At 72.4% G+C, this 15,525-nt stretch carries 13 protein-coding genes and 1 riboswitch; of the genes, 6 read left to right on the plus strand and 7 right to left on the minus strand.

All coding sequences use genetic code 11. The features are described 5' to 3' along the window. Nucleotides 1–2 precede the first annotated feature (2 nt). A riboswitch (cyclic di-AMP (ydaO/yuaA leader) is annotated at nt 3–170 on the minus strand. Nucleotides 171–909: 739 nt separating this feature from the next. The 4 genes from AC07FV_RS32620 (at nt 910) to AC07FV_RS32635 (ending at nt 5,388) form a co-directional block, all read left to right on the plus strand. After that, complete coding sequence (locus tag AC07FV_RS32620; protein WP_356609173.1) at nt 910–1,920, plus strand: polyprenyl synthetase family protein; 1,011 nt, start codon at nt 910–912, stop codon at nt 1,918–1,920. 349 nt (nt 1,921–2,269) lie between these two features. After that, nucleotides 2,270–3,484 (plus strand): LolA family protein, encoded by a 1,215-nt coding sequence (locus tag AC07FV_RS32625; protein WP_479091226.1) that lies wholly within the window; start codon nt 2,270–2,272, stop codon nt 3,482–3,484. Between the two features lie 37 nt (nt 3,485–3,521). Then, nucleotides 3,522–4,508 carry an ABC transporter ATP-binding protein gene (locus AC07FV_RS32630; RefSeq protein ID WP_479091228.1) on the plus strand — a complete coding sequence of 329 codons (987 nt, stop codon included), beginning with the start codon at nt 3,522–3,524 and terminating at the stop codon, nt 4,506–4,508. Beyond that, a complete protein-coding gene (locus AC07FV_RS32635; RefSeq protein ID WP_479091229.1) occupies nt 4,495–5,388 on the plus strand; it encodes an ABC transporter permease in 894 nt (297 codons plus the stop codon). The genes AC07FV_RS32630 and AC07FV_RS32635 overlap by 14 nt, the downstream gene beginning before the upstream one ends. On the opposite strand, the gene AC07FV_RS32640 is transcribed toward AC07FV_RS32635, so the two are convergent. Beyond that, nucleotides 5,378–5,971 (minus strand): flavodoxin family protein, encoded by a 594-nt coding sequence (locus AC07FV_RS32640; RefSeq protein WP_479091231.1) that lies wholly within the window; start codon nt 5,969–5,971, stop codon nt 5,378–5,380. The two genes, AC07FV_RS32635 and AC07FV_RS32640, sit on opposite strands and share 11 nt — an antisense overlap. Nucleotides 5,972–6,210: 239 nt before the next feature. Here AC07FV_RS32640 and AC07FV_RS32645 point away from each other — a divergent pair, with 239 nt between their 5' ends. Next, nucleotides 6,211–7,662, plus strand: coding sequence for a tetratricopeptide repeat protein (locus tag AC07FV_RS32645; protein WP_479091233.1), 1,452 nt, complete (start codon nt 6,211–6,213; stop codon nt 7,660–7,662). A gap of 30 nt (nt 7,663–7,692) precedes the next feature. Here the strand turns inward: AC07FV_RS32645 and AC07FV_RS32650 are convergent, their stop codons facing one another. Both AC07FV_RS32650 and AC07FV_RS32655 read right to left on the minus strand, forming a co-directional pair. After that, nucleotides 7,693–8,649, minus strand: a complete 957-nt coding sequence (locus AC07FV_RS32650) for a M28 family metallopeptidase (RefSeq protein WP_479091235.1) — start codon at nt 8,647–8,649, stop codon at nt 7,693–7,695. 158 nt (nt 8,650–8,807) lie between these two features. Further along, on the minus strand, nt 8,808–9,278 hold the full coding sequence (locus AC07FV_RS32655; protein WP_479091237.1) for a VOC family protein: 471 nt from the start codon (nt 9,276–9,278) through the stop codon (nt 8,808–8,810). Between the two features lie 21 nt (nt 9,279–9,299). On the opposite strand from AC07FV_RS32655, the gene AC07FV_RS32660 reads away from it, so the two are divergent. Continuing rightward, complete coding sequence (locus tag AC07FV_RS32660; protein ID WP_479091238.1) at nt 9,300–9,923, plus strand: CGNR zinc finger domain-containing protein; 624 nt, start codon at nt 9,300–9,302, stop codon at nt 9,921–9,923. Between the two features lie 21 nt (nt 9,924–9,944). On the opposite strand, the gene rarD is transcribed toward AC07FV_RS32660, so the two are convergent. From rarD to AC07FV_RS32680, 4 genes are all read right to left on the minus strand, one after another. After that, a complete protein-coding gene (gene rarD, locus AC07FV_RS32665) occupies nt 9,945–11,063 on the minus strand; it encodes an EamA family transporter RarD (RefSeq protein WP_479091240.1) in 1,119 nt (372 codons plus the stop codon). A 139-nt stretch (nt 11,064–11,202) separates the two neighbouring features. Then, nucleotides 11,203–12,057 carry an SDR family oxidoreductase gene (locus AC07FV_RS32670; protein ID WP_479091241.1) on the minus strand — a complete coding sequence of 285 codons (855 nt, stop codon included), beginning with the start codon at nt 12,055–12,057 and terminating at the stop codon, nt 11,203–11,205. A gap of 207 nt (nt 12,058–12,264) precedes the next feature. Further along, on the minus strand, nt 12,265–13,356 hold the full coding sequence (locus tag AC07FV_RS32675) for a 2-oxoacid:ferredoxin oxidoreductase subunit beta (RefSeq protein WP_479091243.1): 1,092 nt from the start codon (nt 13,354–13,356) through the stop codon (nt 12,265–12,267). Beyond that, the gene (locus AC07FV_RS32680; RefSeq protein ID WP_479091244.1) at nt 13,349–15,286 is read right to left on the minus strand and encodes a 2-oxoacid:acceptor oxidoreductase subunit alpha; all 1,938 of its coding nucleotides are present in this window, start codon (nt 15,284–15,286) and stop codon (nt 13,349–13,351) included. Before AC07FV_RS32680 ends, AC07FV_RS32675 begins: the two co-directional genes overlap by 8 nt. Nucleotides 15,287–15,525: the final 239 nt, after the last annotated feature.

The following is a 15,525-nucleotide window of genomic DNA, read 5'->3' on the forward strand; positions in this document are numbered from 1 at the left end:
TGAGTCCCTCTCCATACGCCTGCGAGGTGAGCTGTCGGGTTCGGGCGGGGAGGTGCCCGGCCGCGCCCTGACGGGTACGGCTTCACCCCGAGCCGCTCCGGTGGTGACCGGTGCGGCGACTTACCTGGGTCCCCCGCTCCTGCCTGCGAGTTTGTTGGTGGATGACTGTGTGTCCGGGCGGTGGCAGGATTCGGCGTCCGCCCGACAGGCCGGGAACGTATGCGAGAGCACATGTCCGGAACAAGTGCAGGAATCACCCAACGCGCCTGTTGACCTTGATCTGGGGTGTTTGGGGTGCTTGATCCTTTGCGTCTGCCAAGCCTCAACTGGCTTGCGGGGCAAAGGGAGGGCACAGTCGGCGACGCGGTTGCTCACAGGGGGGACGGAGTGAGCCAACTCACGGGGCTCAACAAGAACGGCAAATCGGGCATTAGTCCCAACTGGGCGCCAACCGGCCGTGGGTGGGGGGCGCGGTGCGGGACGGCTCATCGGCCGGCCGCCGCCCCGACGGCGCCGGCCGTCGCGCGCTCCCCTCGTGGGGGCCGCCCTCCGCGTCCCGCCCCGTCCGGTGTTCCCGTGCACTGTGGGGGCATCCGTTCGGCACGGGAGGGGGTGTGCCGAGTGGGTGACGTTCTCGGAGTGCGGGCCGTTGGGAGGGGTGATGGGATCTTCCGTGGCGGCTCCCGGCCTGCTCGTGTTCCGGGCCGCGTCCCTCCAGCGATGTCGATCAATATCTGCTCATATCGCCTGATCAAAAACTTGCCGCGCCTGATCCGATACCGACCGGCCTGTAACGGTGGGCGCTAGCGGTGATCGAAACGTGACCGGATACGCTGACTTGAGTGGTGGCAGCGACCTATCGACAAACCAGGTAATCGCCAGTAGACACCAGCAGACAGGAGACCCCTCGTGACCGTCGTCGGGCCGTTCGGGCTGAGCGTGCGGGACCAGGCTCTGGAAGCCGATGTCCAGGCCGGATTGGTTGCTGTCGAGGAAGGGTTGCTCGAGGCAACCAAGAGCGAGGTGCCCTTCATCACGGAGGCCGCCCAGCACCTGGTGCGAGCGGGAGGCAAACGGTTCCGCCCGTTGCTGGTGATGCTCGCGTCCCAGTTCGGCGACCCCTACGCCCCCGGCATCGTGCCCTCGGCGGTCGTCGTGGAGCTGACCCACCTCGCCACGCTGTACCACGACGACGTGATGGACGAGGCCGCCGTACGGCGCGGTGTGCCCAGCGCGAACACCCGCTGGGACAACTCGGTCGCGGTCCTCACCGGTGACTTCCTGTTCGCCCGCGCCTCCCAGATCCTCGCCGACCTCGGCCCCGAGGCGGTCCGCGTGCAGGCCCTGGCCTTCGAGCGGCTGGTGACCGGCCAGATCCTGGAGACGGCGGGCCCGCAGGACGGCCGGGACCCGGTCGACCACTACCTGGACGTGCTGGGCGGCAAGACGGGATCGCTGGTGGCCGTCTCCTGCCGGTTCGGCGCGATGATGTCCGGCGCCGACGAGACGGTCGTGGACGTGCTCACCCAGTACGGCGAGCGCCTCGGGGTCGCCTTCCAGCTCGCGGACGACGTCCTGGACATCGCCTCCGACTCCCACGAGTCGGGCAAGACGCCCGGCACCGACCTGCGGGAGGGCATCCCGACCCTCCCGGTGCTGCGGCTGCGCGAGCGGGCGGCCCGGCTGGGGCTGGCCGAGGACGTCGCCCTGTGCGAGCTGCTGGACTCCGACCTGAGCGACGACGCCCGGCACGCGGAGGCGCTGCGCCTGCTGCGCGCCCACCCCGCGCTGGAGCAGGCGCGCCGGGACACCGTCCGGTACGCCGAGGAGGCCCGGGCGGCGCTGGCCCCGCTCAAGGAGTGCGACGCGAAGACCGCCCTGGTGGAGCTGTGCGAGGCCGTGGTGCACCGGGCCGGCTGAGCCGCGCCGGCCGGGCCGGCGCCGTCGCACGTGCCGGTGCCGGTGCGGCCGCCCGTGAGGGCCGGTCGGGAGCGGGACGGCGGCGCGCACCCGCTCCCGCGGGGGCGCGTGCACCGGACGGTGCACCCCACCCCTACGGGCCGGGGGACGCGCGGCCCCTGCGTGTCATCCCGCAGGAGTACGCGGAGTTGAGCCCGCGGTCTGACGCTTCCGCCCGGCGTATTTGGTCAGATGGTCACCACGGAAAACACCAATCCTCACCGATTCGGGTGAGAATGGCGGCTCACGGGTGAGAGAACGAGTGCGAGGTCGCGAGACAGCCGCCGCCGACGACGGAGGTAGGGCACACATGGCACCGATCGATTCCGACGACAACACGACCGCCGCCGGGGAGGGCGAGGAGACGCGCGCCGGACGGCGAAAGGCCGCGCGGTACGTCGTCCCGGTCGCGGTGATGGGAGTGGCGGCCGCGACGATCGGCCTCGTCCCCGCGCTCGCCGACTCCGGGGACCCCGACCTGCCGAAGGTCACGGCGGAGCAACTGCTGCGGAAGATCGCCGAGTCGGACGTCGAGCAGCTGTCCGGCACGGTGAAGATCAGCACGGATCTGGGCCTGCCGGACCTCGGGGGCCTGGAGAGCGGCCTGCTGTCCGGGATGTCGGGTGGCCCCGGTGCCGGCGGCGACGAGGACGGCTCCGCCGCCGACCCGTCGGCCAAGCTGACCGGGCTGGTCTCCGGCACCCACACGCTGCGGGTCGCCGCCGACGGCCCCGACCGGCAGAAGCTGTCCCTGCTGGAGAACGCCGCCGAGTACAGCCTGATCCACGACGGCAAGGACGTCTGGGGCTACGACAGCGGGTCCAACGAGGTCTTCCACTCCACCGCCCCCGACGCCGCCGGCCAGCGGGAGAAGGAGGTGCCGGTCACCCCGAAGGACTTCGCCGACCAGGCGCTCAAGGCGGTCGACGACACCACCTCGGTGACCGTGGACGGCACCGCGCAGGTGGCCGGCCGGGACGCCTACCGGCTGGTGATCAAGCCCAAGCAGTCCGGTTCCACCGTCGGTGCCGTCACCGTCGCGGTGGACGCCGGGACCGGTATGCCGCTCAAGTTCACGCTGACCCCGGCGAGCGGCGGCGCCGCCGTCGTGGACGCGGGCTTCACCCAGGTCGACTTCGCGAAGCCGGACGCGTCGACGTTCGACTTCACCCCGCCCGAGGGCGCGAAGGTCACCGAGGGCGACGAGGCGGCCGGGGCGCCGGAGCGGGGACACCGGGCCGGGGGCGGTCTCGCGGAGGGGGCGGACGGCCTGGAGGTCATCGGGGAGGGCTGGAACGCGATCGCCACCTTCGACACCGGCGGCCGGGGCCTGCCCACGGCTGCCGCGGGCGGTGGCCTCGGCGGCCTCCTCGGCTCCTTCGGCGACCAGGTCAAGGGCGACTTCGGCACCGGCACGGTCTTCAAGACCCGCCTGGTCAACGCCCTGATCACGGACGACGGCCAGGTCTACGCCGGTGCCGTCACCAAGGACGCGCTGGTCAAGGCGGCCGACGCCGCGAAGTAGCGGCACCGCCGTCCCCGTACGACAGGAGAGGGAGCCGATGGCCCGACCGGCCGCCGCGGAGCCGGAGCGCCCGGACCGGGGGAGCGCGGAGGACGCCGTCATCGCCACCCGCGCGCTCACCAAGCGCTACGGCGGCGGACACCTCGCCGTCGACGGTCTGGACCTGACCGTCCCGGCGGGCAGCGTCTTCGGCTTCCTCGGCCCCAACGGCTCCGGCAAGACCACCACCATCCGGATGCTGATGGGGCTGATCGAGCCGACCTCGGGGACGGCGCGCGTGCTGGGGCGGCCCGTGCCGCGCGCCGCCCGCACCGTGCTGCCCCAGGTCGGCGCCCTCATCGAGGGCCCGGCCCTGTACGGCTTCCTCTCCGGCCGCGACAACCTGCTGCGCTACGACGCCGCCGACCCGACCGCCGATCCGCGCACCCGGCGCGAGCGCGTCGCCGCGGCGCTGGACCGGGTCGGCCTCGGGGCCGCCGCCGGCAAGAAGGCGAAGGCGTACTCGCTCGGCATGAAGCAGCGGCTCGGGCTCGCCGCTGCGCTGCTCCAGCCGCGCCGCCTGCTCGTCCTGGACGAACCGACCAACGGCCTCGACCCCCAGGGCATGCGCGAGATCCGCGCCCTCGTGCGCGAACTGGCCTCCGACGGCACCACCGTCTTCCTCTCCTCCCACCTGCTGGACGAGATCGAGCAGGTCTGCACGCACGCCGCGGTGATGGCCCGGGGACGGCTGATCACCCAGGGCCCGGTCGCCGACCTGGCGGCGGGGGTGCGCGGCCGGCTGGTGGTGACCACCCCGGACGCGGGGGAGGCCGCGCGGGTGCTGAAGGAGCAGGGCGCCGCGGACGTGCTGACCGCCGAGCACCGGGTGAGTGCGGAGCCGCCCCCCGACCGCGACCTCGCCGAGCTGAACGCGGCGCTGGTGTCGGCCGGGGTCCGGGTCCGGGGCTTCGCGGTGGAGCGGGCCTCGCTGGAGGACGCGTTCGTGGCGCTCACCGGGGAGGGTTTCGATGTCGCGGGCTGAGACGACGCCGGGTGCGGTGCGTGCACCGAGCCCGCTGTGGACCTTCGGGCTGCTGAGCAGCGAGCTGGGGATCACCTTCCGGCGCTGGCGCACCCTCGCCCTGCTGGGTGTGCTGGCCGCCGTACCGGTCCTGGTCGGCATCGCCGTGAGGATCGAGACGAGTGACGGCGCCTCCTTCGGCGGCGGGGGCGGAGGCGGCGGCGGTCAGGGACCGGCCTTCATCTCGCAGATCAGCAACAACGGTCTCTTCCTGGTCTTCACCGCGCTCGCCGCGACCCTCCCGTTCTTCCTGCCGATGGCCGTCGGTGTCGTCGCGGGCGACGCGATCGCCGGCGAGGCGAGCGCGGGCACACTCCGCTACCTGCTGGTCGCCCCGGCCGGCCGCACCCGGCTGCTGCTCGCCAAGTACGCGACGGTGATCGCCTTCTGCCTCGCCGCCACCCTGGTCGTCGCGGTGTCGGCGCTCGCGGTCGGGGCGCTGCTGTTCCCGGTCGGCGACCTGGTCACCATCTCCGGCACCCGGATCACGTACGCCGAGGGCCTGGGGCGCGCGCTGCTGATCGCCCTGGTCGTCGCCGCCTCGCTGCTCGGCGTCGCGGCCCTCGGCCTGTTCGTGTCGACCCTGACCGGCAGCGGGATCGCGGCGATGGCGACCACGGTCGGGCTGCTGATCACCGTCCAGATCCTCGACCAGATCCCGCAGCTCGACGCGGTGCGGCCGTACTTCTTCTCGCACTACTGGCTGTCCTTCGCCGACCTGATGCGCGAACCGGTCTACTGGGACGACCTGGTGAAGAACCTGGGCCTCCAGGCCCTGTACGCCGCGGTGTTCGGTTCGGCGGCCTGGGCCCGGTTCACGACCAAGGACATCACTTCGTAGCCGTCTCCTCGTACGGGAAGCGGGCGAGCGGCGCCTGACCGGCGAAGAAGGTCTTGGCGCGGGCCAGCGCGTCCGTGTCCCGCAGGACGTCGCCGGGCTTGCTGCCGTTGCCGAGCAGCACCCCGCCGAAGCGCATGCCCATGTAGGCGGCGGAGTTGTTGAGGGAGCCGACCAGCGGGTCGGCGACCTCCTGCTCCTCGTGCGCGAGCGCGGTGACGCCCCACAGGGTGCGGCCGGACAGGGTCTCCTTGAAGTCCAGGCCGGGGGTGCGCAGCCAGCCGGACCAGTAGTCCAGGTAGCGCTTGACCGGGGCGGACAGCGAGTACCAGTACAGCGGCGAGGCGATCACCAGGTCGGTCGCGTCGAGCGTCGCGTCGAGCAGCAGGCCGGCGTTGCCCTCGGTGGGGCGCGTGTGGTCGCTGTCGTGGCGCAGGTCCTCGAACTCGGGCAGCGGATGCGCGGCCAGGTCGATCCATCGCTGCTCGACGCCGGACGGCAGCTGTTCGGCGGCACGCCGGGCGAGCAGTTCGGTGTTGCCCTCGGGACGGCTGCTGCCCAGCAGGAAGAGGAAGCGGCGGGTCATGGGGTCCCCCAGAACGGTTGTCGTGAGCGGATACCGGCAACTGCATTATATGCGTACGCATCTATCTGTCCATGGGTCTCCATGGAGTGATCCCTGGAACGAGCCTGTGACACCCCGGTGACGCGCGCAGGGCGAGTGAGCGGAGAGACTCGTCAGCAGGTGTACGACGGGCATGACAGGCTCTGGACGGTACGGGAACCGAAACCGCCGACGGAAGCCGCAGAGTGAGTGGGGGAACGATGTCTCGACTCGGTCGCGAGAAGCAACGGGACCACGAGGGCGCCGAGCCCCCGGCCGCCCTCGCGGCGACGCCGATCGAGGTCCGCGTGCCGGCGGGGCCCGGCGCGCGCAGCGCCTCGGTCGACGGCGCGGTGGTCGTCGCGGCGCCCGGTGAGGAGATCCAGAACGCCGTCCTGAACCGCCTGCACCGCCTCGCCCTCGCGGTCGGCGCGCCCGTCCTCGCCACGATCCACGACGAGCGCCTCGGCTGCTCCGTCCCCCTTCGGGTCGACCCCGACGGCTCCAGCCACCTCGCCGCGGAACCGGTCCCGACGGGCCCCGCGGAGAGGTCCGTACGACGGGACCGGTCCACGGACGTGCTGCGCGCGGTGGACCCGGTACGGGACGGCGCGCCCACGGCCCACCGGCCGACGGCGGCCGAGGAGCGGCGGACGCCGGCCGGCGAGTCCGCGCCGGCGCTCACCCCGCGCACCCCGGCCGCACCGGCGGGGGGCCCGGTGCCCGGTACGGTCGCGGCGCCGACGGGGGTCTTCGGACCGCCGCCCCGGATGGACGGCGGTGCCACGGCCACCGGGGCCGCGCGCCCGGGGCCCGCGCCGGGACCGGCCGCCGCATCCAGGCTGACGATCACGCGCCCGTCGGCGGTCACGCCCCCGCCGGTGTCGCCTCCCGGGCTCGCCCCGGCGTCCACGTCCACGTCCACGCCGGCGCCCGTCGCCTGGCCCGAGCCGGTCGACGACCGTGAGCCCGAGCGGTACCAAGCGTCCGGATCACTCCACGTACCCGAGGCGGAGCCCGAGCCGGCCACGGCCTCCGACCTGCCGCGCGCCCCCGCTCCCGCCCCCGCTCCCGTTTCCGTCATAGACCTCGGCCTCGCCGCCGCGGCCGAGCCGGCGCCCAGATCCACCCCCACCCCCGCCCGTGGCTTCGACGCCGTGGCCGAGGCCGTGCTCGGGGACGGGCCCCTCACCGCGCCCGGTGACGCCACCGCCCCCTCGCTCCTCGCGGAGCCGACCGGCCGTATCAACGAGGCCGTCAAGGAGGGGCGTACGGAAGAGGCGGCCCGGTTGGCCGAGCGGACCGTGGCGGAGGCGTCCACGACGCTGGGGCCGGAGCACCCCGAGGTGCTCCGGCTCCGCGAACTCTCCGCCTACATCTCCTACCTGTCCGGTGACCCGGACCGAGCCTTCCGCCTCTCCATGGACCTGGCCCGGATACACCGCCGCGCGGGCGACGCCGAGGCGGCCTACGGCAACGTCCGCAGCGCGGCGACCGCCTGGCGGGCCGTACGCGACCCGGAACGGGGTCTGGAGCTGGGCCGCGAACTGGTCGGTCTGTGGAGCGGACTCGCCGACGAGGAGGGCCCGGCCGCGGACGACACCGAGGAGTTGCGGACCGCCCGCAACCGCATGGGCCGCCTCACCGAACGGGCCCGCGCCGCGACCGGCTGACCGGCCGGTCGCGGTGCCGGGCCGTCCGCTCTACCGGGACAGCTCCCACATCGCGTACGCGATGGCGTCGCTGTTGCGGTTCAGGGCCGTGTCGTTGATGTTGGCCGTCGTGTCGCAGGACGAGTGGTAGCAGCGGTCGAAGGGCTGGCCCGCGGTGCCGCCCCACTTGGCCGCCTGCGCCGACGTCTTGCGGTAGTCGGCCCCGCTGAACAGGCCGCCGACGGGGACGCCCGCGTTCTTGAACGGAGCGTGGTCGGAGCGGCCGTCGCCCTCGGTCTCGATCTCCGTGGAGACGCCGAGGCCGGCGTAGTAGTCCTTGAAGGTCTTCTCGATGGTGGGGTCGTCGTCGTAGACGAAGTAGCCCGGGTTGGGGGAGCCGATCATGTCGAAGTTCAGGTAGCCGCTGATCTTCGCGCGGCCCGTCGAGCCGAGGCTGTTGACGTAGTAGCGCGAGCCGACCAGGCCCAGCTCCTCCGCGCCCCACCAGGCGAAGCGCAGGTGCTTGGCGGGCTGGTGGCCGGAGCGGGCCACGGCGAGGGCGGTCTCCAGGACGGCCGCCGAGCCGGATCCGTTGTCGTTGATGCCGGGGCCGGAGGAGACGCTGTCCAGGTGTGACCCGGCCATGACAACCCGATTGGCGTCACCGCCCGGCCAGTCGGCTATCAGGTTGTACCCGGTCCGGCCGGACGCGGTGAACGACTGCACGGTGGTGGTGAACCCGGCCGCGTCCAGCTTGGCCTTCACGTAGTTCAGCGAGGCCTGGTAGCCGGGGCGGCCGTGGGCGCGGTTGCCGCCGTTCGCCGTGGCGATCGACTGCAACTGGGTCAGGTGCGCCCTGACGTTGGCTATGGGTATGTCGGGAGCCGCGGCGACGGCCGCGGGGTGCTCGGAGGCGGAGGCCGCGCCGGCCACCGAACCACCGGTCATGAGAGTGGTGACCGCGACGGCGCCGGCCGTCAGGGAACGCCCGGAAAGGGGGAGCTTCATGTGGGGGGCTCCGGATTCCTAGGGAGGCCCTGGGGAGGGGACTCCGCAGTGAATGGGGTGCCTGGATGGTGTGGCCGGGACTGACCCGGCGTCAAGACCGGTATCCGGCCACCGCGTTGCGGATATCGGGAGCCCCTGGTCGCCCCGTCCTGCCCGTCCTAGTGGACGCAGAACTCGTTCCCCTCCGGGTCCGCCATCGTCACCCACTCCCCGCCCTGCTCCTTCACCTGCCGCAGGACGCTCGCCCCGAGCGCCTCCAGCCGGGCGACCTCCGCCTCGCGCCGCCCCTCGCCCGGGTGCAGGTCCAGGTGGAGCCGGTTCTTGCCGGTCTTGACCTCCGGCACGCGCTGGAACAGCAGGCGCCGCCCCAGTCCGGTACCGCTCTCCTCCTGGTACGGGTCGTCCGGATGCCGTACGGCGGCCAGGTCCCGCCAGGCGCGGCGGCCGTGGGACTCGACGGTCAGCTCGGCCGGTACGGCCCCGAAGCCCAGCAGTTTCTCGATGAGGGCGCTGTTGTCCTCCACCTCGTAGTGGAGGGCGGCGGCCCAGAACTCCGCCTGTGCGTGCGGAGCCGCGGCGTCGATGACGATCTTGAAGTGCACGGGAGCGGGTGACGAGGTCGATGTCATGTAACCAGTTATACTGGTTATGTGAGTGAGTGGACAGCGACATCGCCGAAAACGCCCCCCGGGCTGACGCTCGTGACGCGTGAGGGCAAGCCGTACCGCTTCGACCCGGGTGCCCTCTGTCTCGAACTGCTGACGACCGGCGGCCCGGGCGTCTACGCGCGCTGGGAGGTCCTGCACGAGCCCGCGGACCTGGTGGACTGGGCCGGGCGCAGCCGGCTGCCGGGCGGGCTGGAACCGGCCGTGGACCAGGCCGACGTGCGGCGGGCCCGGGACCTGCGCGACGCCCTGTTCACGCTCACCGTGGACCGCGCGCACGGACGGCCGCTCCGGCCGGACGCCCTGGAGACCGTCAACGCGGCGGCGGCCGAGCCCTCGCTCGTCACCCGCGCCGAACCGGACGGCACCCGGAGCTGGGCCCCGGGCGCCACGGGGGTCCGTCTGCTGTCGACGGTCGCGCGTGACGCGGTCGAGCTGTTCACCGGCCCGTACGCGGACCGCATCCGCGAGTGCGGCGCCCACGACTGCCTGCTGCTCTTCGTGGACACCTCGCGCCCCGGGCGCCGCCGCTGGTGCGCGATGGAGCACTGCGGCAACCGGGAGAAGGCGCGGGCGCACCGCGCACGGCGGTCGCCCGACGCGCTCTGACCCGGCGCGGGGCGGGAGGGGTTACGGCTTCGCCAGCGGCGCGTCCCGCTGTGCGGGGTCGGTGGGGCCGGGGGCGGGCGTCCCGGCGGGGCCGGGGGCGGGGGTTCCGGAGGGGCCGGAGGTGGGCGTCCCGGCGGGGCCGGGGGTGGGTGTTCCGGAGGCCACGATCGCCGACTCGCGCTCGGCGCCCGCCTTCACCGGCGGCACCCCGCTGCCCGTCCGGTCGAGCTGGGCCCTCAGCGCCCGGGCGGTCCGGCGGACGGTGCGCAGGGCGTCCCAGGTGAGCAGCGTCAGCGCCAGCCAGACCAGGGCGAAACCGGCCCACCGTTCCGGCGGCATGGCCTCGCCGAAGTAGAAGATGCCGAGCAGGAACTGGAAGACCGGGGCCAGGTACTGCAACAGCCCCAGCGTGGAGAGCGGCACGCGGATCGCCGCCGCGCCGAAGCAGACCAGCGGGATCGCGGTGACCACGCCGGTCGCGGCGAGCAGGGCCGCGTGCCCCGCGCCCTCGGTGGTGAAGGTGGAGTCGCCGCGGGCGCCCAGCCACAGCAGGAAGCCGAGCGCCGGCAGGAACTGGATCGCCGTCTCGGCGGCCAGCGACTCGACGCCGCCGAGGTTGACCTTCTTCTTCACCAGGCCGTACGTGGCGAAGGAGAAGGCGAGGCAGAGGGAGATCCACGGCGGCCGTCCGTAGCCGACGGTGAGGACGACCACGGCGGCGGCGCCGGTGCCGACCGCCGCCCACTGCACGGGCCGCAGCCGCTCCTTGAGCAGCAGCACGCCCATCGCGATGGTGACCAGCGGGTTGATGAAGTACCCGAGCGAGGCCTCGACGACGTGGCCGCTGTTCACGGCCCAGATGTAGACGCCCCAGTTGACGGTGATGACCGCGGCGGCCACGGTGATCAGCCCCAGCTTCCGCGGCTGCCGCAGCAGCTCACCGGCCCAGGCCCAGCGCCGTACGACCAGCAGCGCGACGGCGACGAAGGCGAGGGACCACACCATCCGGTGGGCGAGGATCTCGCCGGCCCCGGCGGGCTTGAGCAGCGGCCAGAACAGCGGGACCAGGCCCCACATCCCGTAGGCGGCGAAACCGTTCAGCAGGCCTATGCGCTGTTCGCTCCTCGACGACCCGGCCACGGGCACCTCCTTCTCGCGCTGCGGCATGCCGGGGCGGACGCATGCCACGACGAAGGTAGCGCCGCACCCGGCCCTCTGTCATGCCCGTATCGGCATACGGTCATGACAGGCGACGTCGGGGCGGGGGCGTCGGCGGGTGTCAGGCCCCGAGCGCGGCGGAGACGGCCTCGGCGAGCGGCGTGGTCGGGCGGCCGGCCAGTCGGGACAGGTCACCGGTGGTGACGATCAGCTCGCCCTTCTCGATGGCGCCGTCCACGCCCGCGAGCACGGCGGCCAGCGGTCCGGGAAGTCCGGCGCCGGTGAGGATGCCGGCGTAGGCCTCGGTGGAGACCGGGGTGTAGACGATCTCCCGGCCGGTCTGCCGGCTCAGTTCGGCGGCGTACTCGGCGAAGCTCCAGGCCTCGTCGCCGCCCAGCTCGTACGCCTTGTTCTCGTGGCCCTCGCCGGTCAGTACGGCGACGGCGGCGGCCGCGTAGTCGGCGCGGGAGGCGGAGGAGATCCGGCCCTCGCCGGCCGCCTGCACCACGGCGCCGTGCTCCAGGACCGGGGCCAGCTGCTCGGTGTAGTTCTCGTGGTACCAGCCGTTGCGCAGCAGCACGTACGGCAGGCCCGAGCCGACCACCACGTCCTCCGTGGCCCGGTGGTCGTCGGCGAGCGCGGCGGTGAGGCTGCTGGGGGCGCTGGTGTAGGCGAGCAGCGCGACACCGGCCTTCCGTGCCGCCTCGACCACCACCGTGTGCTGCCGGACGCGGCCCTTGTCGAACTCGTTGCCGGAGATCAGCAGTACCCGGTCGCCGGCGGCGAACAGGCCGTCGAAGGTCTCGGGGCTGTTGTAGTCGGCGACCGCCAGACGGACGCCGCGGGCGGCGAGGCCGGCGGCCCGGTCCCGGTCGCGGACGACGGCGGTGATCCGGTCGGCCGGCACCTTCTCCAGCAGCTGCTCCACGACGTGGCGGCCCAGGTGTCCGGTCGCTCCGGTGACGACGATGCTCATGGCTTCAGTACTCCTTGTGGGGGTGCGATGCCATCGACTCTACGGTGAGCGCTAACTAAATGACAGTGCCCACTTTGAAGTAAGGTACTTACTTGTTGGTTAGTGCTCAGGTCGGTGAGGTGTCGGCGATGTCCGTGGGTCGGCGCGGACATGCGAGAGGCCCGGGCGTTCCCGCCCGGGCCTCCTCACGGTCGTGCGCCGCCGGTGTCAGCCGACGACCGTCCAGGTGTCGCCGCCGGCGAGCAGGGCGGCGAGGTCGCCCTTGCCGTCCCTCTCGACCGCGGTGTCGAGCTGGTCCGCCATCAGCGTGTCGTAGACCGGCCGCTCGACCGAGCGCAGCACGCCGATCGGCGTGTGGTGCAGGGTGTCCGGGTCGGCGAGCCGGGACAGGGCGAAGGCGGTGGTCGGGGACGCGGAGTGGGCGTCGTGGACCAGGATGTCCGCCTCGTTGGCCGCCGTGACCGCGACGACCTTCAGGTCGCCGGTGGCCGGGTCGCGCACGACCCCCTTGGAGCCCTCGCTCCCGAAGCGGATCGGCTGTCCGTGTTCGAGGCGGATCACCGCCTCCTCGGCCTGCTGCCTGTCCTTGAGGGCGTCGAAGGCGCCGTCGTTGAAGATGTTGCAGTTCTGGTAGATCTCCACCAGGGCCGTCCCCGGGTGCTCGGCCGCCTGACGCAGCACCTCGGTGAGGTGCTTGCGGTCCGAGTCGACGGTCCGGGCGACGAAGGACGCCTCGGCGCCCAGCGCGAGGGAGACCGGGTTGAACGGCGCGTCCAGCGAACCCATCGGGGTCGACTTGGTGATCTTGCCGACCTCGGAGGTGGGGGAGTACTGGCCCTTGGTCAGACCGTAGATCCGGTTGTTGAACAGCAGGATCTTGAGGTTGACGTTGCGGCGCAGGGCGTGGATGAGGTGGTTGCCGCCGATGGACAGCGCGTCGCCGTCACCGGTGACGACCCACACGGACAGGTCGCGGCGGGAGGAGGCGAGCCCGGTGGCGATGGCGGGGGCACGGCCGTGGATCGAGTGCATCCCGTAGGTGTTCATGTAGTACGGGAAGCGGGAGGAGCAGCCGATGCCGGAGACGAAGACGATGTTCTCCCTCGCCAGTCCCAGCTGGGGCATGAAGCCCTGCACGGCGGCGAGGACGGCGTAGTCGCCGCAGCCGGGGCACCAGCGCACCTCCTGGTCGGACTTGAAGTCCTTCATGGACTGCTTGCCCTCGGCGCGGGGGACCAGCTTCAGCGCCTCGACCGTGCCGGTGCCGGCCGGTTTCTCTTCCGTGGACGTCTCAGCCATCGATGGCCTCCTTCAGGACCGTGGCGAGCTGTTCCGCCTTGAACGGCATGCCGTTGACCTGGTTGTACGACTGGGCGTCGACCAGGTACTTCGCCCGGACGAGCGTGGCGAGCTGGCCGAGGTTCATCTCGGGGATCACCACCTTGTCGTAACTCTCCAGCACCGCTCCGAGATTGCGCGGGAACGGGTTGAGATGGCGCAGGTGCGCCTGTGCCACGGGGTGACCGGCGGCGCGCAGCCGGCGCACGGCCGCCGTGATCGGCCCGTACGTCGAACCCCAGCCCAGCACCAGCGTCCGCGCGCCGTCCGGGTCGTCGACCTCCAGGTCGGGGACCTCGATGCCGTCGACCTTGGCCTGCCGGGTGCGGACCATGAAGTCGTGGTTGGCCGGGTCGTACGAGATGTTCCCGGTGCCGTCCTGCTTCTCGATGCCGCCGATCCGGTGCTCCAGACCGGGGGTGCCGGGCACCGCCCAGGGGCGGGCGAGGGTGTGGGGGTCGCGCTTGTAGGGCCAGAACACCTCGGTGCCGTCGTCCAGGGTGTGGTTGGCGGTGTGCGTGAACTGCACCGCGAGGTCCGGCAGCTCGTCCGGCTCCGGGACGCGCCACGGCTCGCTGCCGTTGGCCAGGTAGCCGTCCGAGAGCAGGAAGACCGGGGTGCGGTACGTCAGCGCGATCCGGGCCGCCTCCAGCGCCGCGTCGAAGCAGTCGGCCGGCGTGCGCGGGGCGACGACCGGGACCGGCGCCTCGCCGTTGCGCCCGTACATCGCCTGGAGCAGGTCCGCCTGCTCCGTCTTGGTCGGCAGACCGGTGGACGGCCCGCCGCGCTGGATGTCCACGACCAGCAGCGGCAACTCCAGCGAGACCGCGAGCCCGATGGTCTCGCTCTTGAGCGCCACCCCCGGGCCGCTCGTGGTCGTCACGGCCAGCGAGCCGCCGAACGCCGCGCCCAGCGCCGCGCCGATGCCCGCGATCTCGTCCTCGGCCTGGAAGCTGCGCACACCGAAGTTCTTGTGCCTGCTCAGCTCGTGCAGGATGTCCGAGGCCGGGGTGATGGGGTACGAGCCGAGGAAGAGCGGCAGATCGGCCTGGCGGGACGCGGCGATCAGACCGTAGGACAGCGCCAGGTTCCCCGAGATGTTGCGGTACACGCCCGGCGGGAACGCCTTCGCCGCCGGCGCCACCTCGTAGGAGACCGCGAAGTCCTCCGTGGTCTCACCGAAGTTCCAGCCCGCCCGGTAGGCCGCGATGTTGGCGGCGGCGATGTCGGGCTTCTTCGCGAACTTCGCCCGCAGGAACCTCTCCGTGCCCTCGGTGGGCCGGTGGTACATCCAGCTCAGCAGCCCGAGCGCGAACATGTTCTTGCTGCGCTCGGCCTCCTTGCGGGTGAGGTCGAAATCCTTGAGCGCCTCGACGGTCAGGGTGGTCAGCGGCACCGGATGCAGGTGGTAGCCGTCGAGCGAACCGTCTTCGAGGGGCGAGGTGTCGTAGCCGACCTTCTGCATCGCCCGCTTGGTGAACTCGTCCGTGTTGACGATGATCTCCGCGCCGCGCGGCACGTCGTCGATGTTCGCCTTGAGCGCGGCCGGGTTCATGGCGACCAGCACGTCGGGGGCGTCACCGGGGGTGAGGATGTCGTGGTCGGCGAAGTGCAACTGGAAGGACGAGACACCCGGCAGGGTGCCGGCGGGCGCCCGGATCTCGGCCGGGAAGTTCGGCAGCGTCGACAGGTCGTTGCCGAAAGACGCCGTCTCCGAGGTGAAGCGGTCGCCGGTGAGCTGCATCCCGTCGCCCGAGTCCCCCGCGAACCGGATGATGACCCGGTCCAGCCGGCGGACGTCCTTCGCCCCGACCGGTTTGCGCTGCGCTCCCACGACGGTCTCGTCGGTTCCGTCGGCCTGCTCCGCTGGGCTGCTGACCTGGCTGGTCACTGAACTGGACCTCCCTCGAGGCGGCTGTCCCGGGGACCGGTCGCTCACCGGCCGTCCCAGGATCAACCCTACGTCCGCAAGGGTTTACTTCCGGTGGACATTCGCATGATGGACACGACCTCCGGGCGGCCCGACGCCCCGGCGACCCACCGTTCGCGCCCCCCGCGCCACGCGGGGCGACGCGCCTCGCACCGGCCCCGTTCCTCACTCGTTCGCATGAGGCTCGCAGGTCGGCGACG

The organism is Streptomyces sp. NPDC045956 (assembly GCF_056430705.1).

Bases quoted from the DNA above. Each gene is read 5' to 3' on its own strand.
- AC07FV_RS32625 (WP_479091226.1), top strand. From the start codon at position 2,270: ATGGCACCGATCGATTCCGACGACAACACGACCGCCGCCGGGGAGGGC.
- AC07FV_RS32640 (WP_479091231.1), bottom strand. From the start codon at position 5,971: ATGACCCGCCGCTTCCTCTTCCTGCTGGGCAGCAGCCGTCCCGAGGGC.
- AC07FV_RS32630 (WP_479091228.1), top strand. From the start codon at position 3,522: ATGGCCCGACCGGCCGCCGCGGAGCCGGAGCGCCCGGACCGGGGGAGC.
- AC07FV_RS32645 (WP_479091233.1), top strand. From the start codon at position 6,211: ATGTCTCGACTCGGTCGCGAGAAGCAACGGGACCACGAGGGCGCCGAG.
- AC07FV_RS32675 (WP_479091243.1), bottom strand. From the start codon at position 13,356: ATGGCTGAGACGTCCACGGAAGAGAAACCGGCCGGCACCGGCACGGTC.
- AC07FV_RS32655 (WP_479091237.1), bottom strand. From the start codon at position 9,278: ATGACATCGACCTCGTCACCCGCTCCCGTGCACTTCAAGATCGTCATC.
- AC07FV_RS32635 (WP_479091229.1), top strand. From the start codon at position 4,495: ATGTCGCGGGCTGAGACGACGCCGGGTGCGGTGCGTGCACCGAGCCCG.
- AC07FV_RS32650 (WP_479091235.1), bottom strand. From the start codon at position 8,649: ATGAAGCTCCCCCTTTCCGGGCGTTCCCTGACGGCCGGCGCCGTCGCG.
- AC07FV_RS32670 (WP_479091241.1), bottom strand. From the start codon at position 12,057: ATGAGCATCGTCGTCACCGGAGCGACCGGACACCTGGGCCGCCACGTC.